The following is a 21,160-nucleotide window of genomic DNA, read 5'->3' as shown; positions in this document are numbered from 1 at the left end:
CACCCCAGTCCCTCGGCCTCCGGCGCTCCCACCCCGGCCGACATCGCGGGCGACCTCGCAGGGCGACTGACCCGGGATAGCTCTTCTCCCGGAGCGAGGACAGGCCGGGGTGCCCTTGCGCCCGGCCAGCCGGAGACCGGGATCCGGGCGGAAACCCGGGGTTGAGGGGTCAGGGGGTGGGGTGGAGGGTGTCGAAGGCGGATTGCATGGCGTTGACGCGGTCGGCCAGGTCCTTGATGGCGGCTCGGAGGCCGTCGTCGTCCGGGGCCTCGGTGGTCAGGGCTGACAGGCGGTCCTCCACCGCCCTCAGCCGTTCGGCGAACGTGGTCACGGCGTCGGCGTCGCGGGCCGCCTCCGGGTCGCCGCGGAGCAGGTCACGCAGCAACGCCGCCTGCTCACGCAGCATGTGGCTCTTGCGGGACAGTTCGATGAAGACGGTCACCTTGCTCCGCAGCACCCAGGGGTCGAAGGGCTTGGTGATGTAGTCCACGGCCCCGACGGCGTAACCGCGGAAGGCGGCGCCGGAGCCGGTGTCGGTCCCGGTGAGGAAGATGATGGGGACGTCACGGGTCTGGTCGAGGCGTTTGATGTGGGCGGCGGTCTCGAAGCCGTCCATGCCGGGCATCAGCACGTCCAGCAGCACCACGGCGAAGTCGTGGCGCAGCATGAGCTTCATGGCCTCCTGCCCCGACCTGGCCTTGAACAACTGCTGCTGCAACGGCCGCAGCACCGCCTCCAGCGCGACCAGGCTCTCGTCCTTGTCGTCGACCAGGAGGATCTTGACCTGGCGGATCATCGCGCCCCCTCCCCCGCCTCGGCGCCGCGCTCGCCGTCGAGCCAGCCGCGCATGACCTCCAGCAGGTGGTCGAGGTCCACGGGTTTGGGCACGTAGTCGGAGGCCCCGCAGGCGATGGTCTTCTCCCGGTCGCCGGGCATCGCCTTGGCCGTCAGCGCGATGATCGGCAGGTCGGTGAAGCGGGGCATCTGCCGTACGACGCCGAGGGTCTCGTAGCCATCCATCTCGGGCATCATCACGTCCATGAGCACCAGGGCGATCTTCTCCTCACGTTCGAGCGCCTCGATGCCCTCGCGGCCGTTCTCGGCGTAGATGACCTCCATGCCGAGGCGGCCGAGGACGTGGGTGAGGGCGTAGACGTTGCGGATGTCGTCGTCGACGATCAGCACCCGCCTGCCGGCGAACGCGGCCCCGACCGGCCCGTCGACGAGGGCGCTGAGCTGGGCCGCCGACTCCCACAGCTCGTCGCCGCTGTCGACGACCGGCCATTCGGCCTGGGCCGGGGCGGCGCGGGTGTCCACGGCCCTGCGCAACGGCTCGGTGGGCAGCCAGGCGGGCACGGTCGCCACGGCCTCGCCGCCGCCGGACTCGACGGTGACGCTGGTCGCGGGGCACACGGCGGGCACGAACAGCGTGAACGTGCTGCCGCGCCCCGGTTCGCTGACGGCGTGGATCTGGCCGCCGAGCAGCCGGGCGATCTCGCTGCTGATCGACAGCCCGAGCCCGGTGCCGCCGAACTTGCGGCTGGTGGTGCCGTCGGCCTGCTGGAAGGCGCCGAAGATGGCGGGCAGCTTGTCGGCGGCGATGCCGATGCCGGTGTCGGAGACGGCGAAGGCGATCACGTCGCCCGGCCGCGTGGGACCGTCCTGATCCTCGGTGGTGACGGCGCCCACGTTGGACACGGCCAGGCGTACCTCGCCGCTGCTGGTGAACTTGACCGCGTTCGACAGCAGGTTGCGCAGGATCTGCTGCAGCCGCCGCTCGTCGTTGAACAGCTCGCGCGGTACGCCCGGGCGGACCTCGATCTCGAACGTGAGACCCCGGTCCACGGTGAGCGGGCGGAAGGTGGCGTCCACGTAGTCGAGAAGCTTGCTGAGCGGCAGGTTCTCCGGGCGCACGTCCATCCGGCCGGCCTCGATCTTGGACAGGTCGAGGATGTCGTTGATGAGCTGGAGCAGGTCGCTTCCGGCGTTGTGGATCGTGGAGGCGAACTCGACCTCCTGCGCGGACAGGTTGTTCTCGGGGTTGTCGGCCAGCAGCCTGGCCAGGATGAGCAGGCTGTTGAGCGGTGTACGCAGCTCGTGCGACATGTTGGCCAGGAACTCCGACTTGTAGCGCGAGGAGGTGGCCAGCAGGTGCGCCTTCTCCTCCAGGGCCGCGTTGGACCTGCGCAGCTCGGCCTGCTGGCGCTGGAGCTCGTCGGAACGGCCCTGCAACTGCTGGGCCAGCCGCTGCGACTCCGACAGCAGCGACTCGGTCCTGGCGTTGGCGATGATCGTGTTGATGGCCACGCCGATCGTGACCACGAACTGGTCGAAGAAGGCCAGGTGGACCTCGCTGAAGCGGCTGAAGGAGGCCAGTTCGACGACGCCGAGCACCTTGTCCTCGAACAGGATCGGCAGCACGACCACGCTGGCCGGCGCGGCCTCGCCGAGTCCGGTGTGGACCTTGATGTAGTCGGTGGGCACGTCTTCGAGCAGGATGCGCTTCTTCTCCAGCGCGGCCTGGCGGATCAGGCCGGGGCCCTCGGTGCCCGGGTCGGGGAGCACGTCCCTGTCGTGGGCGGCGCCGTAGCCGGCGATGAAGGCGAGGGAGCCGTCGCGCGCGTCGAGGTCGGCGAGGTAGAACGCGCCGAACTGCGCGCTGACCAGCGGCGTGAGCTCGCGCAGGATGAGGTCGGCGACCTCGACGAGGTCGCGGTGGCCCTGCATGAGCCCGGCGATGCGCGCGAGGTTGGACTCCAGCCAGTCCTTGGCGCGGGTGGTCTCGCGCAGGTTGGCGACCATGAGGTTGACGTTGTTCTTGAGCTCGGCGACCTCGCCCTTGGCCTCCAGGCTGATGCTGCGGCTGAGGTCGCCCTGGGCGACGGCGCTGGCCACCTCGGCGATCGCGCGTACCTGGGTGGTGAGGTTTCCGGCGAGCTCGTTGACGTTCTTGGTGAGGCGCTCCCAGGTGCCGTAGACGCCCTCGACCTCGGCCTGGCCGCCGAGCCTGCCCTCCGAGCCGACCTCGCGGGCCACGCGGGTGACCTCGGCGGAGAAGGAGGAGAGCGTGTCGACCATGGTGTTGATCGTGGTCTTGAGCTCCAGGATCTCGCCGCGGGCGTCCACGTCGATCTTCTTGGACAGGTCGCCGTTGGCGACGGCGGTGGCGACCTGCGCGATGTTGCGTACCTGGGAGGTGAGGTTGGAGGCCATGAAGTTGACGTTGTCGGTCAGGTCCTTCCAGACGCCGGACACGCCGCGCACCTGCGCCTGACCGCCCAGGCTGCCTTCCGTGCCGACCTCGCGGGCCACGCGGGTGACCTCGTCGGCGAAGGCGGAGAGCTGGTCGACGGTGGTGTTGATGGTGTCCTTGAGCTGCAGGATCTCGCCCCGGGCATCGACGGTGATCTTCTTGGACAGGTCGCCGTTGGCGATGGCCGTGGTGACGACGGCGATGCTGCGTACCTGGGAGGTGAGGTTGGACGCCATGAAGTTGACGTTGTCCGTGAGGTCCTTCCAGACGCCGGACACGCCGCGCACCTGCGCCTGACCGCCCAGGCGGCCCTCGGTGCCGACCTCCCGGGCCACGCGCGTGACCTCGTCGGCGAAGGCCGAGAGCTGGTCGACCATCGTGTTGATGGTGTCCTTGAGCTGCAGGATCTCGCCCCGGGCATCGACAGTGATCTTCTTGGACAGGTCTCCCTCGGCGATGCCGGTGGTGACCTGGGCGATGTTGCGTACCTGGGAGGTGAGGTTGTCGGCCATGAAGTTGACGTTGTCGGTCAGGTCTTTCCAGACGCCGGACACGCCCTTCACCACCGCACGGCCGCCGAGCTGGCCCTCCGTGCCGACCTCGCGGGCGACGCGGGTGACCTCGTCGGCGAAGGAGGAGAGCTGGTCGACCATCGTGTTGATGGTGTTGGTCAGCTCCAGGATCTCGCCCTTGACCTCGACCGTGATCTTCCGGGACAGGTCGCCCTGGGCGACGGCGGTGGCCACCTGGGCGATCGAGCGCACCTGGGTGGTCAGGTTGTCGGCCATGAAGTTGACGTTGTCGGTGAGGTCCTTCCAGACGCCGGAGACGCCGCGTACCTGCGCCTGACCGCCCAGGCGACCCTCGGTGCCGACCTCGCGCGCCACCCGGGTGACCTCGGCGGCGAAGGCGGACAGTTGGTCCACCATCGTGTTGACGGTGTCCTTGAGCTCCAGGATCTCGCCCTTGACCTCGACCGTGATCTTCCGCGACAGGTCGCCCTGGGCCACGGCGGTGGCGACGGTGGCGATGTCGCGTACCTGGGTGGTCAGGTTCGAGGCCATGAAGTTGACGTTGTCCGTCAGGTCCTTCCAGACGCCGGACACGCCCTTCACCACCGCCCGGCCGCCGAGCTGACCCTCCGTGCCGACCTCGCGGGCCACGCGGGTCACCTCGTCGGCGAAGGCGGAGAGCTGGTCCACCATCGTGTTGATGGTGTCCTTCATCTGCAGGATCTCGCCGCGCGCGTCCACCGTGATCTTCTTGGACAGGTCGCCGTTGGCCACGGCCGTGGTGATCTGGGCGATCGAGCGCACCTGGGAGGTGAGGTTGTCGGCCATGAAGTTGACGTTGTCGGTGAGGTCCTTCCAGGTGCCGGAGACCCCGCGCACGTCGGCCCGGCCGCCGAGCTGGCCTTCCGTGCCGACCTCGCGCGCCACGCGGGTCACCTCGCTGGCGAAGGCCGACAACTGATCGACCATCGTGTTGATGGTGTCCTTGAGCTGCAGGATCTCGCCCCGGGCATCAACCGTGATCTTGCGTGACAGGTCGCCCTGCGCGACCGCGGTCGTCACCTGCGCGATCGAACGCACCTGCGTGGTCAGGTTGGACGCCATGAAGTTGACGTTGTCGGTGAGGTCCTTCCAGGTGCCCGAGACGCCCTTCACCTCGGCCCGGCCGCCGAGCTGCCCTTCCGTGCCGACCTCCCGGGCCACCCGAGTGACCTCGTCGGCGAAGGCGGAGAGCTGGTCGACCATCGTGTTGATGGTGTCCTTGAGCTGCAGGATCTCGCCCCGGGCGTCCACGGTGATCTTCTTCGACAGGTCGCCGTTGGCCACCGCCGTGGTCACCTGCGCGATCGAACGCACCTGCGTGGTCAGGTTGGACGCCATGAAGTTGACGTTGTCGGTGAGGTCCTTCCACACCCCGCTCATCCCGCGCACCTGCGCCTGACCGCCCAGGCGGCCCTCGGTGCCGACCTCGCGGGCCACGCGGGTCACCTCGTCGGCGAACGCCGACAACTGGTCGACCATCGTGTTCACGGTCAGCTTGAGCTCCAGCAGTTCGCCGGTGGCCTCGACCGTCACCTGCCTGGTCAGGTCGCCCCTGGCCACGGCGGTGGTGACCACCGCGATGTCGCGCACCTGCGCGGTGAGCCGCCCGGCCATGGCGTTGACCGCCTCGGTCACGTCACGCCAGCTCCCCTGCATGCCCTGCACCTTGGCCCGGCCGCCGAGCCGTCCCTCGGTGCCGACCTCGCGGGCCACGCGGGTCACCTCGCCGGAGAACAGCGCGAGCTGGTCGACCATGCGGTTGACCGCCTTGCCCATCAGCCGCAGCCCGCCGCGCAGCGGCCGGCTGTCCTCCTGGAGGTCGACCCGCTGCGACAGGTCGCCGTCGGCGACGGCGTTGAGCACGCGGGTGGCCTTGGCCGCCGGAATCACCAGGGCGTCTATGAGCGAGTTGACCGCGGTCACGTTCGCCGCCCACGAGCCGGCGCCCTGGCTGGGGCTGATCCGCTCGTCGAGGTGGCCCTGCCTGGCGACCTCGGTGCGGACTCGGGTCAGCTCCCTGGACATGTGCTCGTTGCGCTCGACCACCTGGTTGAAGGCGACCGCGAGCTCGGCCAGGACGGGGTCGTCGGGCACCGGCAGCCTGGCGCGGAAGTTGCCGTCGCGCAGGCCGTGAAGGGCGACGAGTAACGGACGCAGGTCGGCGGATTGGAGCGCTCCAGGAGCCGGCGAAGTGACCATGGCCGCCTTCTTCACAACCGGAGGTATCAGTGGCTTCAGTCTGCCACTCTGAGTGTGACCGAACTGCCACATCGAGTGATGTTCTAGGAAGTCGCGTGGACGCCACCCGGGTTACGAGCACGGCCTTGGACGGCACGCCCCATGCCCCGGCCGCGGCCCGCCGCTTCGTCCGCGACGCCCTCGCCGAATGGCAGCTGAGCCACGTCGAGGCGGACGCGGTGCTGCTGACCAGCGAACTCGTCACCAACGCCGTCGTCCACGCGGGCACGGCGATCGAGCTGACCTGCCGCCTCGACGCGGCCGCCACCCCGCCGCGGCTGGAGATCGAGGTGGACGACCACCACCCCTCGCGCCTGGTCCTGGCCGCCGGCGCCCCGCCCACCACCTCCGGCAGGGGGCTGGCGCTGGCCGGGATGCTGGCCGACGCGTGGGGCGTCACCTACTCCCGCTCGGCCAAGCGGGTGTGGGTGCGCCTCGACCTCATGGCGGACGACGGTACGCACGAGCCGGGCGGGCCACCGGCCGCCGCCCCCGCGACCGCCGCGGCGCCGGTGGAGTCGCTGCACGTGGCGGTGATCGTGGCCGACGCCCAGGGCCGCGTGCTGCTGTGGAACCCGGAGGCCGAGGCGCTGCTCGGCCGCCCGGCCGCCGAGGCCGTCGGGATGACGCTGGCGGAGCTGGTCGCCTGGCGCGGCCACGGCCGCTACGCGCTGACGCTGGAGGACACGCTCGGCCTGGGCCGCTGGCGCGGGGCGTCGTGGATGTGGCACCGCGAGGGTCATCTGGTGCCGGTGTACGTCTCCCACCTGCGCACCGGCGGCCGGGTGGGCGATCGCCGGGTGGTGTGGATGGTCGTGGCGGAGGACCATCGTTACGTGCTGGCGCCGCCGCCCACGCCGCTCAGGCGCGAGGCCGGCGAGCGGATCATGGAGGTGCTCGGGCACACCCGCCCGCTGTCGGAGCGCCTGCAGGCCACGGCCCAGGTGATCCAGGCGTCTTCCGGGGCGGACGCGGCGTACGTGCTGGTCAGGAGCGAGGACGACGAGGGCTTCGCGGTCGCGGGCGGCGCGGGCGCGACGGCGGGGCTGGTGGGGGTGCTGGGCGCGGGCGTGTTCTCGCGCTCGGCCGCGAGCCCGAGCATGGTGGACGACCTGCTGAAGACGGACGTGGAGCTGGCCGAGCAACTGAACGCCAGGTCGCTGGCGTGCGCCCCCCTGCGTACGGCCGGCGAGGTCCACGGCTACCTCGTGGTGACCTCCGCCGAGCCGGGCCGCTTCGACAGCGCGCTGGCCGCCGGGCTCCAGCACGTCGCCGACCAGGTGGCCCTGCACGTGGAGCGGGAACGGCTGGCCGAGCGCGACCGCGCGCACCGGGGCCGGCTGTCGTTCCTGGCCGAGGCGGGCGAGCTGCTGGCCGGCGTGCACGACGAGGAACTGCTCGCGGCGCTCGCGGCCCAGCTCGTCGTCCCCAAGATCGCGCAGTGGGCGGCGGTGTACCTGACCGACCTGTCGGGTGCGACCCGCCTGGCGCACGTCTGGCACAGCGAGGAGCGCCACAACGCCGAGCTGCGCCGCGTGCTGCCGGCCAGCCCGTCGCAGGAGCTGGGCAAGGCCGAGTGGCCGCCGGGCGCGGCGACGGTGCTGTCGTTCCCGCTGCTGACCGGCGACCGGTCGCTCGGGGCGCTGGTGCTGGGCCGGGCCGAGCCGCTGCTTTCGCACGAACTGGCCGACCTGCTCGCGGACCTGTGCCGGCTGGTGGCGCTCAACCTGCACACCGCCATGCTCTACGCCCGCCAGGAGACCACCTCGCGGGTCCTGCAACGCAGCCTGCTGCCGGTGACCACGTCCTCGATGCCTGGCCTGGAGTCGGCGGTGGTCTACGAGCCGGCCGAGGAGGGCGCGGACGTGGGCGGCGACTTCTACGACCTGTTCGCCGTCGGCGACCGGTGGTACTTCGCGCTGGGCGACGTCTGCGGCAGCGGTCCCGAGGCGGCTGCGGTGACCGGGCTGGCCCGCCACGCCGTACGCCTGCTGGCCAAGGAGAGCTACCCGGTGGCGGCGATCCTCGACCGGCTCAACGCGACGTTGATCGACGAGACGGAGGAGGGCCGGTTCCTGAGCCTGCTGTGCGGGGAGCTGACGCCGCTGCCGAAGGGCGGCGCGCGCTGCGCGATCGCCTCGGCCGGGCATCCGCCGCCGCTGGTGCTGCGGGCGGACGGCGTGGTGGAGACGGTCGCCGTGCCGCAGTTGCTGCTGGGCATCGAGGGTTCGGCGGAGTTCTTCGACGAGATCTTCGAGCTGGAGCCCGGCGACGTGCTGCTCTGCGTGACCGACGGGGTGACCGAGCGGCGCGCGGGCAGCCGGTTGCTGGACGACGACGACGGGCTGGCCAGGCTGCTGGCGGCGTGCGCGGGGCTGAGCGCGCACGCGGTCGCCGAGCGGGTACGGCACGCCGTCGACACCTTCGCCGCCGAGCCGTCCCGCGACGACCTCGCGATGCTGGTGCTGAAGGCGGTCAGGCCGTGAAGCGGTAGGTGGTGCTGGACTCCATGCGCTCGCCGGGCCTCAGCACGGTCGAGGGGAAGTGCGGCTGGTTGGGCGAGTCGGGGAAGTGCTGGGTCTCCAGGCAGAACCCGGAGAACGGCCCGTACGGCGTGGCCGTGGGGTCGAGCATGCCGCCGGCGTAGAACTGCACTCCTGGCTCGGTGGTGGCGACCTCCATGGCCAGGCCCGAGACGGGTTCGACGACCCGGATGCCGCCGTCGAGCACGAAGCAGTGATCGTAGGCGGCGCCGTACCGCTGCCCGATGACCGTCGGGGAGGTGAAGTCGAACGGGGTACCGCGCACGGGCGCGAGCTCGCCCGTGGGGATCTTGCCATCGTCGACCGGCAGGTAGCGTCCGGCCTCGATGCGCAGGAGGTGGCCGCGGACGTCGCCGCCGCCGGCGAGGTTGAAGTAGGTGTGGTTGGTGAGGTTGACGACGGTGGGCGCGTCGGTGACGGCGGTGTAGTCGAGGCGGAGCGCGTCGCCGTCGAGGGTGTAGGTGACGGTGGCGGTGAGCTCGCCCGGGTAGCCCTGGTCGCCGTCGGGGCTGGTGAGGCTGAGGGTGACGGACTTCGGCGAGGACTCGGTGACGGTCCAGTCGTGCTTGTCGAAGCCCTTGACGCCGCCGTGGAGGCTGTTGGCGCCGTTGTTGACGGGCAGGGTGTGCTCGACGCCGTCGAGGGTGAACCTGCCGCCGGCGACGCGGTTGGCGTAGCGGCCGACGACGGCGCCGAAGTAGCGGCTGCGGGTGAGGTAGTCGGCGGGGTCGTCCAGGCCGAGCACGACGTTGACGCCGCCGACCTCCAGCGACTGCAGGACGGCGCCGTAGGGCAGCACGCGGGCGCGCAGCGCGCCGGACGTCAGCTCGATCATCTGGGGGCCTCCCCGGTGGATTCGCGGACGATGAGCGCGGTGGGCAGCCTGACGGGTCCGGTCCGCGCGCCCAGGAGCAGGTCGACGGCGGCGCGGCCGGCGGCTTCCGTGGGCATGGCGACGGTGGTGAGCTTGGGCCGGTTGAGTCGTCCGGGCAGGATGTCGTCGACGCCGACCACGCTCACGTCCGCGGGCACGCGTACGCCGAGGTCGGCCAGGCCCTCGATGAGGCCGAGCGCGACCAGGTCGTTGTAGGCGAGCACGCCGGTGGCGCCGGAGTCGGCGACGGCGCGGGCGGCGGCGATGCCGCCCTGCTCGGTGGGCTGGTTGGGCCCGATGACGGGCACGCCTCTGGCGGCGACGCGCATCTCCTCGCTGGTCCAGGAGCCGGCCGGGCCCCTGACGTAGGCCAGGCGGCTGTGGCCGAGCCGGCGCAGGTGCTCCAGGGCGAGCGCGGCGCCCTGGGCGACGTCCATGAGGACCCAGGGCAGGCCCTCGACCTGGCGGTTGACCACGACGAACGGCACGTCCTCCGCGAGCCGGACGATCTGCTCGTTGGCCAGCCGGGGGCTGCACAGGATGACGCCGTCGACCTGCTTGGCGAGGGTGCGGATCAGCTCCTCCTCGGCCCTGGGGTCCTCGTCGGTGTCGGCGACGAAGACGTGGTGGTCGTTGGTCCTCGCGTGGCTCTGGGCGGCCTTGATCAGCGGCGGGAAGAACGGGTTGGCGATGTCGGCGACGATCAGGCCGAGGTTCATGGTGCGCCCGGTGGTGAGGGCGCGCGCGGCCCGGTTGGGCCGGTAGCCGAGCTGGTCGGCGGCGGCGAGGACGCGGTCGCGGGTGGCCGGGTTCACCAGGTGCGGAGCGGAGAAGCTGCGGGAGACCGTCGAGACGTGCACTCCGGTGGCCCTGGCCACGTCCCTGATCGTCACCGTCATCGGCGCTCCCCCCTGCAAACGGTTGCCCACAAACCTTGACGGTTGCGCTTGCGGCCGTCAAGGTCGATGCAACCGTTTGCTTTAAGGAGAGACGATGACGCGTACGCTCGTGACCGGGAGCGCGGGCAGGCTCGGCCGCAGCGTGGTGACGGCCCTGGCCGAGGCGGGGCACGAGGTGATCGGCATCGACCAGGCGCCGGGCACGCCCGCGCAGGCCGCCGCCACGATGCCGGCGGACCTGACCGATCTGGGCGAGGCGTTCGAGGTCATGACCCGCTTCCGGCCCGACGCGGTGGTGCATCTGGCCGCGATCGCGGTGCCGTTCAGCAGGAGTGACGCGGTCACGTTCAGGGTCAACAGCCAGCTCGCCTTCAACGTCTGCGAGAGCGCGGTCCGCTCCGGCGTCGGGCGCGTCGCCGTCGCCTCCAGCCCCACGGTGATCGGGTACGGCACGCCCGGCTGGACCCCGTCGTACCTGCCGATCGACGAGGTTCATCCACTGGCCCCCTGGAACGCCTACGGCCTGTCCAAGCAGGTCGCGGAGGAGGTCGTCAGGAGCTTCGCGCGCACCGCGCAGACCCGGCTGGCCGTCTTCCGCCCCTGCTACGTCGTGGCGCCCGAGGAGTGGGAGGGCGCGCCCACGCAGCAGGGTCACACGATGGCCGAGCGCCTCGACCGGCCGGAGCTGGCCGGGGTCTCCCTGTTCAACTACATCGACGCGCGCGACGCGGCCGACTTCGTGCGCACGCTGCTGGAGAAGCTGCCGGACATCCCGAACGGGGAGGTGTTTTTCGCCGGGGCCGCCGACGCGCTCACCCGCGAGCCGCTGCCGGAGGTGCTGCCCAAGGTGGTGCCGAGCACGGCCGGGCTGGCCGACACCGTGGGCGAGACGGTCTTCTCCTGCGCGAAGGCCGAGCGCCTGCTCGGGTGGCGGGCCGCGCGGAGCTGGCGGACGGAGCTGGGCTCGTGATCGCCGACCTCGTGGTGACGCCGCGCACCGTCCCGCTGCGCCGTCCGTGGGGCGCCGACGTGCCCGCCAACCACCTGCTCAAGGTCGAGGTACGGCTGGCCGACGGCCGCGTCGGCACCGGGTTCTCCTGGACGCCGCAGATCGGGGCGCGAGCCGTCCAGGCGTTGCTGGAGAACGAGGTGCGCGCGTTCGCCCTCGGCCGCGAGCCCGACCCCGGCGTGCTGTGGGACCTGCTGTGGCGGCACCTGCGCGAGGCGGGCGGCGGCGGGCTGACCACGATCGCGATGGCCGGTCTCGACCTCGCGCTGTGGGACCTGCGCTGCGGCGGCGCGAGCCTGGCCGACGCCCTGGGCAGGCGGCGCGCGTCGGTGCCCGTCTACGGCAGCGGCGTCAACCTCCACTACGACATGGACGAGCTCGTCGCGCAGGCCGGGCGGTGGAAGGCCGCCGGCTATCCGGGCGTCAAGGTCAAGGTCGGGCGGCCCTCGCTGGCCGAGGACGTGCGGCGGGTGGCGGCGGTCCGCGAGGTCGTCGGGCCGGACGTGCTGCTCATGGTCGACGCCAACCAGCGCTGGGACCTGCCGTCGGCGCGGCGGGCGATCGCGGCGCTGGCGGAGTTCGGGTTGTACTGGGTGGAGGAGCCGCTGCCCGCCGACGACATCGGCGCGCAGGCCCGGCTGCGGGAGTCGGTCCCGGTGCCGATCGCGGTGGGCGAGAGCGCGTACACCGTGTATGACTTCCGTGACCTGCTGGTGGCCGGGGCCTGCGACGTCGTGCAGCCGAACGTGGTGCGGGTGGGCGGGGTGACGCCGTTGCTGCGGATCGCGGAGCTGGCCAGGACCTTCGGTGTCCCGACCTTTCCGCATCTGCTGCCGGAGGTGTCAGGGCAGGTGGCCATGGCGTTGCCGCTGGCGTGCATGGTCGAGGAGGTCGAGGACGCCTCGTTCGCGGCGCTGGGGGTGCTGGCGGAGCCGTACCCGGTGGAGATCTCGGACGGGGAGCTGACCACGGCCGGGAACCCGGGGCTGGGGCTGCGCTGGCGCTGAGCTCACCAGGCTTCGCCCAGGGGCCTGATCGTGAACATGCCGCCCGCCCGGTCGTGGACCGGGTCGGTGAGGTCGGGCTCGCCCTCGGCGGCGAGGACGGGAGCGGCGTGGGCCTCGGAGTCGTCGTGGGAGACGTAGCCGATGGCCTGGGCCTCCTCCAGCGACCACCAGCGGCGGGCGTTGTCGGAGACGCCCCACACCACGTGGTAGCCGGGCGCGGTCAGCGCGGCCTCGACCAGGCGGGTCAGGTCGTCGGGCGAGATCCAGGTGGCCAGGCCGCGGGTGTCGCCTGAGGCGTCGTTGCAGGTGCCGAGCCTGATCACGGTGACGTTCATGCCGAAGCGGTCGTGGTAGAGGCTGCCCAGGGCCTCCATGACGACCTTGCTCACGCCGTAGAGGGTGTCGGGGCGGGGGAAGGCGTAGTCGGGCAGGTCCTCGCCGGTGACCGGGCGCGTGTGGAACCCGGCCGCGTGGTGGCTGCCGACCAGGACGACGTGCTCGACGCCCTCCTTCCTGGCCGCCTCCAGCAGGGCGTGGGTGCCGTTGATGTTGGCCTGGACGATGTCGGCCCATGGGTGCTCGCGGCTCTGGCCGCCCAGGTGCAGGACGGCGTCCACGCCCTTCATGGCCGCGGCCAGCGCGGGCTCGTCGTTGAGGTCGGCCTGCGCGAACTCCTCGCCGGGGCCCAGCTCACCGGGCGGCAGCGGATGCAGGTCGGACAGGCGGACGGTCCTGGACGGGCGGGCGAGGCGGGGCCGCAGAAGGGTGGCGACCTTCCCGGCGGCTCCCGTGACGAGGATGCGCATGAGGACTGTTGTACACAAGTCTGATCGAAATTCACATCCTTGAATATTGACCGTGACATAGGTGCGTCGTTACGTTCACATGAACCAGCTCCACATTTGGAGAACACGTCCACATACGTGAACAGGAGGCGGTCTGATGTCACGCAACCTGATCGGGGCCGGCGTTGCCATGGCTCTGGCCGTAACAGTGGTGGGTTGTGGATCGCAGTCAGGCTCCGGCGGCGGCACCGACGCCCTGGAGATCTGGATCCGTCAGGTGCCCAACTCCCCGTCGCACAAGACCGCCCAGAAGTTCGTGGCGGAGTTCGAGAAGGCCAGCGGCGTCAAGACCAAGCTCGTCTCGCTGTTCGACGACTTCGAGACCAAGCTGCAGCAGCAGGCCCAGGCCAAGGACCTGCCCGACGTGGTCATCAACGACACCGCCCGGCTGGGAAACATGCAGCACCAGGGCTGGCTGCGCGAGGTCGACAAGGCCAAGCTGGCCGGCCAGGACAAGGTGACCGAACTGGCCTGGAAGGCGGCCGCGGCGGGTGACGGCAAGCATTACGCGGCGCCGTTCTCCGCGCAGTCGTTCGCGCTGATCATCCGCAAGGACTGGCGCGAGAAGCTCAAGCTGGAACCGCCCAAGACCTGGGAAGACCTGGCCGCGCTGGCCAAGGCGTTCACCGAGAAGGACCCCGACGGCGACGGCACCGCCAACACCTACGGCTTCGTCGCCCCGGCCGGCACCAAGCGGGGCTACGCCTCGTGGTACGTCTCCTCGCTCGTCTACGCCAACGGCGGCGACTTCATCAAGGCCAACGGCGGCGGCAAGTTCAGCTCCACCGTCAGCGACCCGAAGACGGTCGAGGCGGTCAAGTGGATGCAGGACCAGTTCTGCACCGCCAAGACCGTCAACCCCGGCGCCGTCAGCAACGACACGACCGTCACCCACACGGTCTTCGAGAAGGGCCAGGGCGGCATCTACCTGGTCGGCCCCTACGTGCTCGCCCGCTTCGTCAAGAGCGTGGGCGACGACAAGATCGAGGTCGTCCAGGTGCCCAAGGGCCCGTCCGGCGGCCCCGGCACCCTCGGCGAGGGTGAGAACGTCTACCTGATGGCCGGCTCCAAGATGGAGCCCGCGCAGCAGAAGTTCGCCGAGTACGCCATCTCCGCCGCCGGCCAGCGGATCGGCATGAACGGCGACAACGAGGGACCGATCGTCCGCCTGCCCGTCAACCAGGAGGTGGACCTCGGGGCCGAGCGCAAGGACCCGCGCTGGAAGGTCTTCGCCGAGGCGTACCCGACGGCCGTCTACACGCCGCCGGTGCCGGACTGGACGCCGTTCCGACAGAAGGCCGCCGACGCGATCAACGCCGCCTGGGCCGACTGCGGCAAGGACGTCAAGGCCACCCTCGACGAGCTCAACACCACCTTCACCACGGAACTGACGACCCAGAAAGCGTCATGACCACCACGCTGTCGCCCCCGCACACGGGGACCGCTCCGCGCCGCCGCCACAAGCGGATCCGGCGGCGCGGCGCGCTGGTCCCCTGGTTGTTCCTCGCCCCCGCCCTCCTGCTGTTCCTGTACTTCAAGTTCATCCCGATCTTCGTGATGATGAAGGACAGCTTCTTCGAGGTCCGGCCCTTCCTCGGCAACCGCTGGGTCGGGCTGGAGAACTACGAGACCGCCCTCACCGACGGCGCCTTCACCTCGGCCATGTGGCACAGCGCGGTGCTGGCCCTGCTGACCACGGTCGGCTCGATCGTGCTCGGCCTGGTGCTGGCGCTGCTGGTCGAGGGCCCGGCGCGCTACCTGTGGTTCGTCAGGACCGCGGCGTTCCTGCCGGTCGTGACCACGATCGCGGCGGTCGCCGAGGTCTGGCGGATCATGTACCACCCCGGTCCCGACGGGCTGCTCAACACCGTGGCCGGCTGGGTCGGGCTCGGGCCCATGTCATTCCTGTCCAGCGAGGACAGCTCGCTCTGGTCGATCATGGGGATGATGATCTGGCGCGGCGCGCCGTACGACATGATGATCTTCGTCGCGGGGCTGGTCGGCGTGGACCGCACGCTCTACGAGGCGGCGGCCGTGGACGGCGCGACGGTGTGGCAGCGCTTCTGGCGGGTGACGCTGCCCGCGCTGCGGCCGGTCTTCTGGATCCTGTTCACTCTGGCGGCCATCCGCGGACTGCGCGTCTTCGTCGAGGTCTACGTGCTCACGAACGGCGGGCCCAACGGCTCCTCCGAGGTGCTCATGACGCTGATCTACAAGGAAGGGCTGCAGAACAACCGCTTCGGGCTCGCCTCGGCCGCCTCCGTCGTGCTGTTCCTGGCGACGCTGCTGCTGACGGTGATCGTCCAGGTGCTGCGGAGGAGGCAGGCGCGATGAGGTTCGACAGCACACTCGGACTGGAGAGCAAGCGCGGCCCGCTCGCGGTCACGCTCAAGACCATCCTGTACGCCGCCATCGTCGTCGTCTTCCTCGGGCCACTGGTCGGCCTGCTGATCAACGCCTTCGGCGCGGTGCCCGACCCGACCCGCTTCTCCCTGCCCGACAGCTTCTCCCTCGACAACTTCATCCAGGCGGGCAACCGCAAGGTCTTCCTCTACCTGCTGAACTCCTTCGTCGTCGTCGGGTTCGGACTGCTGCTGCAAATGATCGTCAGCGTCTTCGCGGCATACGCGCTGGCCCGCAAGAAGTTCCGCGGGATGACGGTCGTGCTGCTGCTCATGCTGGTGACGATGATGATCCCGGAGGAGGTCATCATCCTGCCGCTGTCGGCGGTGCTCGGCGAGCTGCCCCTGATCGGGACCCGGCTCATCGGCACCTACGCGGGCATGATCCTTCCGATCGGCGCCTGGGGCTTCTCCATCCTGGTCATGACCGAGTTCATGAAGGAGGTCCCGGTCGAGCTGGAGGAGGCGGCCAGGATCGACGGCGCGGGCGAGATGCGGACGTTCTTCACGATCATCCTGCCGCTGTGCCGGCCCGCGATCGGCGTGATCGGGGTGTTCGGCTTCACCATGATCTGGGACCAGTACGTGCTGCCGCTGATCGTGGCCACGGACTCCGACCAGTGGACCCTGCCCATCGCGCTGCGCTCGCTGCGTTCCGACGAGGAGGTCGGGATCGGCGTGCTGCTGGCGGCGTCGCTGCTGGCGCTGCTGCCGTCGATCATCGCGTTCCTGGCCTTCCAGCGGCAGTTCATGCGCGGTCTGACCAGCGGCGCCATCAAGGGTTAAGTGTCCATGTATATGAACGCCATCCAATATCCTGGACCCTATGGAGTCCTCGATGGTCAAGTCAGCCGAGCGAACGGTTCGCATCCTGGAGACGCTCGCCGCGTCCCCGGACCGCCTCTCCCTGTCGGAACTGCAGGCCCAGACCGGCTTTCCGCGCAGCAGCCTGCACGCGCTGATGCGTACCCTGGTCGAGCTGAAGTGGGTGGAGACGGACGGGGCCAAGTCGGCCTTCGGCATCGGCCCGCACGCCCTGCTCACGGGGACGGCGTACCTGGACAAGGACCAGGCCCTGCCCTTCGCGCTGGAGACCCTGGACGACCTGCGCGACGAGATCGGGCACACCGTGCACTTCGCCCGGCGCGACGGGGCGCACGTGCTCTACCTGGCCACGCGCGAGGGCCGCAGGACCCACAACGTGATACCGCGCGTCGGCCGCCGGCTGCCCGCCCACGTGACCGCGCTCGGCCAGGCGCTGCTCGCCCAGCTCACCTACGACGAGGTCACCGGCCTGCTGCCGGACAAGCTGGTCGGCTACACGCCGCACACGCTGACCGACCACGCGAAGCTGGCCAAGGAGCTGGAGCAGGTCCGCACCCGCGGCTGGGCGCTGGAGAGCGAGCAGGGGACCCCCGGAGTCAAGTGTGTCGCGGTCGCGGTCGACTACCGCATCCCCGCGACCGATGCCATCAGCTGCTCGATGCCCGCCGACCTGGACGACGACAAGCTCGACAAGGTCATCGACGCCGTGACCCGGCACACCCGCAAACTGATTGCCACCCTGCGCAGGGAGGGCATTCGCTAGAAAGGACCGTACATGCGTCTTGATGGTGTTCTCTTCTTCCCGGTGACCCCCTTCGGAGCCGACGGCGACGTGGCGGAGACGGTGCTCGCCGAGCACGTCGCCCGAGGGGTCGCGGCCGGGGCGGGAGGAGTGTTCACCGCGTGCGGCACCGGCGAGTTCAACGCACTCGACCTGGCCGGATACACGCGGGTCGTCAAGGCGAGCGTCGCGGCGACAGCCGGGAACGTGCCCGTCTTCTCCGGCGCGGGCGGTGTCGCCGGGCGCGCCTACGCGCGGGCCGCCGCCGAGAACGGCGCCGACGGGCTGCTGCTCTTCCCGCCCTACCTCGTCTCGTCCCCCACGCAGGGCCTCGTCCGGTACGTCAAGGACGTGGCGGCCGAGACCGACCTTCCGCTCATCGTCTACCAGCGGGGGAACGCCCGGTTCACCCCCGAGGCCGTGGCCGAGCTGGCGGAGCTGCCGAACGTGATCGGGTTCAAGGACGGGCTCGGGGATCTTGACCTGTTGCAGCGGATCATCCTGACGGTGCGGCAGGGCAGTGACCGGGAGTTCACGTTCTTCAACGGAATGCCGACGGCGGAGCTGACCGTGCCTGCTTACCGGGGGCTCGGCGTCACGCTCTATTCCAGTGCGGTGTTCGCGTTCGCGCCCGAGATCGCCTTGGCCTTCTACAAGGCCGTCACGGGTGGGGACGAGGAGTTGACCCGGGCTCTGCTGACCCGGTTCTATCTGCCGCTGGTGCGGTTGCGGGATGTTCAGCCTGGGTATGCGGTTTCGCTGGTCAAGGCGGGCGTGCGGCTGCGGGGGCTGGAGGTGGGCGGTGTACGGCTGCCGCTGCTTGACCCCGCTCCTCAGCATGTGGCGGAGCTTGAGCGGATCATCGCGGCAGGCTTGGAACTGGCCGGAGCCTGAGACTGCCGCGCCAGGATGGCCCCCTCACCACGGCCGTTCCTCACCACGGCCCGAGGGGGACCCTCCGCCCTGCCACGACCGTTCCTCACCACGGCCGTTCCCCGCCACGGCCCGAGGGGGACCCTCCGCCCCGCCACGACCGACCCTCACCACGGCCGACCCCCACCACGGCCATTCCTCGCCACGGGCCGAGGGGGACCCTCCCCCTCACCACGGCCGTTCCTCGCCACGGCATGAGGGGACTCTCCGCCCCGCCACTCTCGTCGGGCACACACCACTTCGCCACGACCTGAGGGGCACGCACCGCTTCTCCCTTGGCCTGACGGCCTGGAGGGAACGCACCGCTTCTCCCTCGGCCTGATGGGCACACGCTGCCTGGCCACCTCGCGCTTTTGCCGTCAGCCTTTCATGCCCTGTGGACATCAAGGGGCCTTGGCAGGGGTGGGCCGCCGCCGGGGTGGAGGTGCCCGGCGGCGGATGGCTCACACGCGTTGCCAGAGCGCCGGGACGTTGGGCGGTTCCCAGCCGGCCTGCGAGGTGTGGGACTGCAGGCACCGGTAACTGGAGCCCCCATAGGTCACCTGCGCACCGGCCGCGTACCCGACGCCCGCAGCCCAGGTGCCGCCGGGCGGCGGACTGGTGGGCGGGGGGCTCGTGGGGGGTGGGCTCGTGGGCGGAGTGCCCGGCACCCGCAGCACGAAGTCGAAGGTCGCCTCCCGACGCCCGCCGACCGTGCGCACCGTCATCAGCAGCGCCGGGTTGAAGATGGTGTCCGTGTTGTTGCGCGGCTCACCGGGGAAGTAGAGCTGCGTCGTGAGCACGGGCCGGTTGGGCGCCTGCGCCTTGACGTGGATGTGCCGGGTACGTCCCGGATAGAGACCGGGCACGATCGTGGTGAGCTGGAAGGCGCCGTTCGCGTCGGTGAACTGGTGGCCGCGGAAGTTGAACCCGACGTTGTCGTAGTTGCCGTTGGTGTCGCACTGCCAGAAGTCCAGCAGGACGTTGGGGAGTGGCTGGCAGGCGAGTCCGAAGACGTATCCGCTGACGGTGAGCGGGGTGCCCGATCCGGGGAGCGTGCTGCGCCGGGGCGAGTTGGGTTTGAAGTAGGGGCCTTCCGTCTGCGCCGGCGTGGGGTCGTCGCCGTCGTCGCAGAAGGGCGTCGGGGTGAGCGGCCCGCCCTCGGCCCAAACGGTGCGGGCCAACGCGGGCGCCCCCGCCGCGAGCAGCGGCACCGGTGTGGCGATGAGTGCTGCTTTCAGAAGGGTTTTGCGGGAGATTGCGGGGGTGGTTCCCTCTTCTTCCATGGGGGTCCTTCTCCTTGTCAGAGTTGGCCCCAAGTTCGCATCGTGGACATGACTGGAGAACCCTTCAGATCTCCATAACGTGGCCCTATGTCAATGTTCAAATCTGAACAACACCGGCATATGGCAACACCTGCCAGAAAGGAACGCTCGCATGCCGTACCCCCTTGAACCTACTCCCGAGGACGCGCGTGCGATGGGAATGGCCGCCCTGGAGTTCGTCCAGACCTATGTGAACGGCCTCGCCGACGCGCCGGCCGGCGACTTCGACGGCGCCGCCAAGCTCGCCGCCGAACTCCGTGAACCCGCGCCCGAGGAGGGCCGGCCCTTCGCCGCGCTGCTCGACGTCGTGGCCAGAGGCGCCGCCGCCGGCGTCACCACGGCCGGCCCCGGATACCTCGCCTACATCCCCGGCGGCGGCCTCTACGCCTCGGTGCTCGCCGACTTCGTAGCCGCCGCAGCCAACAAGTACGTGACTGTATGGAACCTCGCCCCCGGCTTCGCCCAGATTGAGGCGACGGTGCTGCGCTGGTTGTGCGACCTGTTCGGCTACCCGGCCGCCGCCCGCGGCGTCCTGACCTCCGGTGGCTCCCTGGCCAACTTCTCGGCCATCGTCACCGCCCGAACCGCGCTCCTGCCCGAGAACTTCCTCGACGGCGTCATCTACGCCACCGGCCAGACGCACGCCTCCTGCGCCAAGTCGGCGATGCTCGCCGGGTTCCCGCGGGCGAACGTGCGGGCCGTACCCACGCTCGACACCCTCGCCATGGACCCGCAGGCCCTGGAGAAGATGATCGACGAAGACCGCCAAGCGGGCCGCCGGCCGTTCCTGGTGATCGGCAACGCCGGCACCACCAACACCGGCGCCGTGGACCCCCTCGACGAGCTCGGCGCGACCGCACGCAGGCACGGACTGTGGTTCCACGTGGACGCCGCCTACGGCGGCCCCTTCCAGTTGACCGAACGCGGCCGGGCGGCCTTCCGCGGCATCGAGACAGCCGACTCGATCACCCTCGACCCGCACAAGGCCATGTTCCTCCCGTACGGCACCGGCGCCCTCCTCGTCCGCGACGGCGCCCGCCTACGCGCCGCCCACCACGTGGGCGCCGACTACCTCCAGGACCTGAGCGCCGAAGAAGAGATCCCGAACTTCACCGAATACTCCCCCGAACTGACCCGCCGCTTCCGCGGCCTCGCCCTGTGGCTCCCGATCAAACTCCACGGCCTGTCCGCCTTCCGCACCGCACTGGACGAGAAGCTGGATCTGGCCAGGTTCGCCTACGAGGAACTGGTCTCGGCGGGCTTCGAAGTCCCCTGGGAACCCCGCCTGAGCACGGTCGCGTTTCGCATACCGGGCGACGACGACCGCCCCAGCCAGGAACTGCTGCGACGAGTGAACGCCGGCGGCCGAGTCTTCCTGTCCAGCACCCTGGTAAACGGCCGCTTCTTCGTCCGCCTGGCAGTGGTCAGCTTCCGCACCCACCAAGACCGCGTAAGAGAAGCCCTAGAAACCATCGGCCACCCCTAACCACCCCACCCCGACCCATCGCCCCGCGCCAGAACCCCGGACCCCATCCCCCCGCGCCACCCCCGGCCCTCACCCCGCGCCACGCTCACCTGCGCCACCCTCGCCCCGCGCCGCCACCCCGATCCATTACCCAGCGCCACCCCCCGACGACCCACCTACCCCGACATCCGGCCCCTCCTGCCGCCCCTCCTCTTCACGCCCGCGCCA

15 protein-coding genes are annotated in these 21,160 nt (G+C 70.5%); 9 read left to right on the top strand and 6 right to left on the bottom strand.

The genetic code is table 11. The features are described 5' to 3' along the window. Positions 1-169 precede the first annotated feature (169 nt). Together ACIBEJ_RS21840 and ACIBEJ_RS21835 are read right to left on the bottom strand one after the other, a co-directional pair. Positions 170-796: a response regulator gene (locus ACIBEJ_RS21840; RefSeq protein ID WP_397184601.1), complete on the bottom strand. Its 627-nt coding sequence runs from the start codon at positions 794-796 to the stop codon at positions 170-172. Beyond that, a complete protein-coding gene (locus tag ACIBEJ_RS21835) occupies positions 793-6,006 on the bottom strand; it encodes a HAMP domain-containing protein (RefSeq protein ID WP_397184600.1) in 5,214 nt (1,737 codons plus the stop codon). Before ACIBEJ_RS21835 ends, ACIBEJ_RS21840 begins: the two co-directional genes overlap by 4 nt. A gap of 95 nt (positions 6,007-6,101) precedes the next feature. On the opposite strand from ACIBEJ_RS21835, the gene ACIBEJ_RS21830 reads away from it, so the two are divergent. Further along, positions 6,102-8,531, top strand: a complete 2,430-nt coding sequence (locus ACIBEJ_RS21830) for a SpoIIE family protein phosphatase (RefSeq protein ID WP_397184599.1) — start codon at positions 6,102-6,104, stop codon at positions 8,529-8,531. On the opposite strand, the gene ACIBEJ_RS21825 is transcribed toward ACIBEJ_RS21830, so the two are convergent. Continuing rightward, positions 8,521-9,423 carry an aldose epimerase family protein gene (locus ACIBEJ_RS21825; protein ID WP_397184598.1) on the bottom strand — a complete coding sequence of 301 codons (903 nt, stop codon included), beginning with the start codon at positions 9,421-9,423 and terminating at the stop codon, positions 8,521-8,523. The genes ACIBEJ_RS21830 and ACIBEJ_RS21825 overlap by 11 nt on opposite strands. Next, entirely contained in the window at positions 9,420-10,361 is a 942-nt protein-coding gene (locus ACIBEJ_RS21820) for a LacI family DNA-binding transcriptional regulator (protein ID WP_397184597.1), read from the bottom strand. The genes ACIBEJ_RS21825 and ACIBEJ_RS21820 overlap by 4 nt, the downstream gene beginning before the upstream one ends. A 94-nt stretch (positions 10,362-10,455) precedes the next feature. Here ACIBEJ_RS21820 and ACIBEJ_RS21815 point away from each other — a divergent pair, with 94 nt between their 5' ends. Both ACIBEJ_RS21815 and ACIBEJ_RS21810 read left to right on the top strand, forming a co-directional pair. Further along, positions 10,456-11,331, top strand: a complete 876-nt coding sequence (locus tag ACIBEJ_RS21815) for an NAD-dependent epimerase/dehydratase family protein (RefSeq protein WP_397184596.1) — start codon at positions 10,456-10,458, stop codon at positions 11,329-11,331. Beyond that, positions 11,331-12,377: a mandelate racemase/muconate lactonizing enzyme family protein gene (locus tag ACIBEJ_RS21810; RefSeq protein WP_397185276.1), complete on the top strand. Its 1,047-nt coding sequence runs from the start codon at positions 11,331-11,333 to the stop codon at positions 12,375-12,377. The genes ACIBEJ_RS21815 and ACIBEJ_RS21810 overlap by 1 nt, the downstream gene beginning before the upstream one ends. 2 nt (positions 12,378-12,379) lie before the next feature. Here ACIBEJ_RS21810 and ACIBEJ_RS21805 read toward each other — a convergent pair whose 3' ends face one another. Further along, the gene (locus tag ACIBEJ_RS21805) at positions 12,380-13,183 is read right to left on the bottom strand and encodes an NAD-dependent epimerase/dehydratase family protein (protein ID WP_397184595.1); all 804 of its coding nucleotides are present in this window, start codon (positions 13,181-13,183) and stop codon (positions 12,380-12,382) included. 136 nt (positions 13,184-13,319) lie between these two features. Between ACIBEJ_RS21805 and ACIBEJ_RS21800 the strand changes: the two genes are divergently transcribed. Genes ACIBEJ_RS21800 through ACIBEJ_RS21780 form a run of 5 tightly spaced genes read left to right on the top strand, consistent with a single transcriptional unit; the run spans position 13,320 to position 18,124 of the window. Further along, the gene (locus tag ACIBEJ_RS21800) at positions 13,320-14,633 is read left to right on the top strand and encodes an extracellular solute-binding protein (protein WP_397184594.1); all 1,314 of its coding nucleotides are present in this window, start codon (positions 13,320-13,322) and stop codon (positions 14,631-14,633) included. Further along, the gene (locus ACIBEJ_RS21795; RefSeq protein ID WP_397184593.1) at positions 14,630-15,556 is read left to right on the top strand and encodes a carbohydrate ABC transporter permease; all 927 of its coding nucleotides are present in this window, start codon (positions 14,630-14,632) and stop codon (positions 15,554-15,556) included. Before ACIBEJ_RS21800 ends, ACIBEJ_RS21795 begins: the two co-directional genes overlap by 4 nt. Next, positions 15,553-16,410, top strand: coding sequence for a carbohydrate ABC transporter permease (locus ACIBEJ_RS21790; protein WP_397184592.1), 858 nt, complete (start codon positions 15,553-15,555; stop codon positions 16,408-16,410). Before ACIBEJ_RS21795 ends, ACIBEJ_RS21790 begins: the two co-directional genes overlap by 4 nt. Positions 16,411-16,450: 40 nt before the next feature. After that, positions 16,451-17,212: an IclR family transcriptional regulator gene (locus ACIBEJ_RS21785; RefSeq protein WP_397184591.1), complete on the top strand. Its 762-nt coding sequence runs from the start codon at positions 16,451-16,453 to the stop codon at positions 17,210-17,212. 12 nt (positions 17,213-17,224) lie between these two features. Next, positions 17,225-18,124, top strand: a complete 900-nt coding sequence (locus tag ACIBEJ_RS21780; RefSeq protein WP_397184590.1) for a 5-dehydro-4-deoxyglucarate dehydratase — start codon at positions 17,225-17,227, stop codon at positions 18,122-18,124. Positions 18,125-18,606: 482 nt separating this feature from the next. On the opposite strand, the gene ACIBEJ_RS21775 is transcribed toward ACIBEJ_RS21780, so the two are convergent. Further along, entirely contained in the window at positions 18,607-19,428 is an 822-nt protein-coding gene (locus ACIBEJ_RS21775; RefSeq protein ID WP_397184589.1) for a carbohydrate-binding protein, read from the bottom strand. A gap of 151 nt (positions 19,429-19,579) precedes the next feature. On the opposite strand from ACIBEJ_RS21775, the gene ACIBEJ_RS21770 reads away from it, so the two are divergent. Beyond that, complete coding sequence (locus tag ACIBEJ_RS21770; protein WP_397184588.1) at positions 19,580-20,953, top strand: pyridoxal phosphate-dependent decarboxylase family protein; 1,374 nt, start codon at positions 19,580-19,582, stop codon at positions 20,951-20,953. Positions 20,954-21,160: the final 207 nt, after the last annotated feature.

The sequence above is a fragment of the Nonomuraea sp. NPDC050790 genome (assembly GCF_044456745.1).
Taxonomy (GTDB): Bacteria; Actinomycetota; Actinomycetes; order Streptosporangiales; family Streptosporangiaceae; genus Nonomuraea.
The sequence above is the reverse complement of the archived record's forward strand: the minus strand, read 5'-3'. Positions and strand labels throughout refer to the sequence as shown.

What these genes read in the sequence shown, in the direction of transcription:
- ACIBEJ_RS21840 (WP_397184601.1), bottom strand. Translation starts at nt 796, where the DNA reads ATGATCCGCCAGGTCAAGATCCTCCTGGTCGACGACAAGGACGAGAGC.
- ACIBEJ_RS21835 (WP_397184600.1), bottom strand. Translation starts at nt 6,006, where the DNA reads ATGGTCACTTCGCCGGCTCCTGGAGCGCTCCAATCCGCCGACCTGCGT.
- ACIBEJ_RS21825 (WP_397184598.1), bottom strand. Translation starts at nt 9,423, where the DNA reads ATGATCGAGCTGACGTCCGGCGCGCTGCGCGCCCGCGTGCTGCCCTAC.
- ACIBEJ_RS21820 (WP_397184597.1), bottom strand. Translation starts at nt 10,361, where the DNA reads ATGACGGTGACGATCAGGGACGTGGCCAGGGCCACCGGAGTGCACGTC.
- ACIBEJ_RS21815 (WP_397184596.1), top strand. Translation starts at nt 10,456, where the DNA reads ATGACGCGTACGCTCGTGACCGGGAGCGCGGGCAGGCTCGGCCGCAGC.
- ACIBEJ_RS21805 (WP_397184595.1), bottom strand. Translation starts at nt 13,183, where the DNA reads ATGCGCATCCTCGTCACGGGAGCCGCCGGGAAGGTCGCCACCCTTCTG.
- ACIBEJ_RS21800 (WP_397184594.1), top strand. Translation starts at nt 13,320, where the DNA reads ATGTCACGCAACCTGATCGGGGCCGGCGTTGCCATGGCTCTGGCCGTA.
- ACIBEJ_RS21795 (WP_397184593.1), top strand. Translation starts at nt 14,630, where the DNA reads ATGACCACCACGCTGTCGCCCCCGCACACGGGGACCGCTCCGCGCCGC.
- ACIBEJ_RS21790 (WP_397184592.1), top strand. Translation starts at nt 15,553, where the DNA reads ATGAGGTTCGACAGCACACTCGGACTGGAGAGCAAGCGCGGCCCGCTC.
- ACIBEJ_RS21785 (WP_397184591.1), top strand. Translation starts at nt 16,451, where the DNA reads ATGGAGTCCTCGATGGTCAAGTCAGCCGAGCGAACGGTTCGCATCCTG.
- ACIBEJ_RS21780 (WP_397184590.1), top strand. Translation starts at nt 17,225, where the DNA reads ATGCGTCTTGATGGTGTTCTCTTCTTCCCGGTGACCCCCTTCGGAGCC.
- ACIBEJ_RS21775 (WP_397184589.1), bottom strand. Translation starts at nt 19,428, where the DNA reads ATGGAAGAAGAGGGAACCACCCCCGCAATCTCCCGCAAAACCCTTCTG.
- ACIBEJ_RS21770 (WP_397184588.1), top strand. Translation starts at nt 19,580, where the DNA reads ATGCCGTACCCCCTTGAACCTACTCCCGAGGACGCGCGTGCGATGGGA.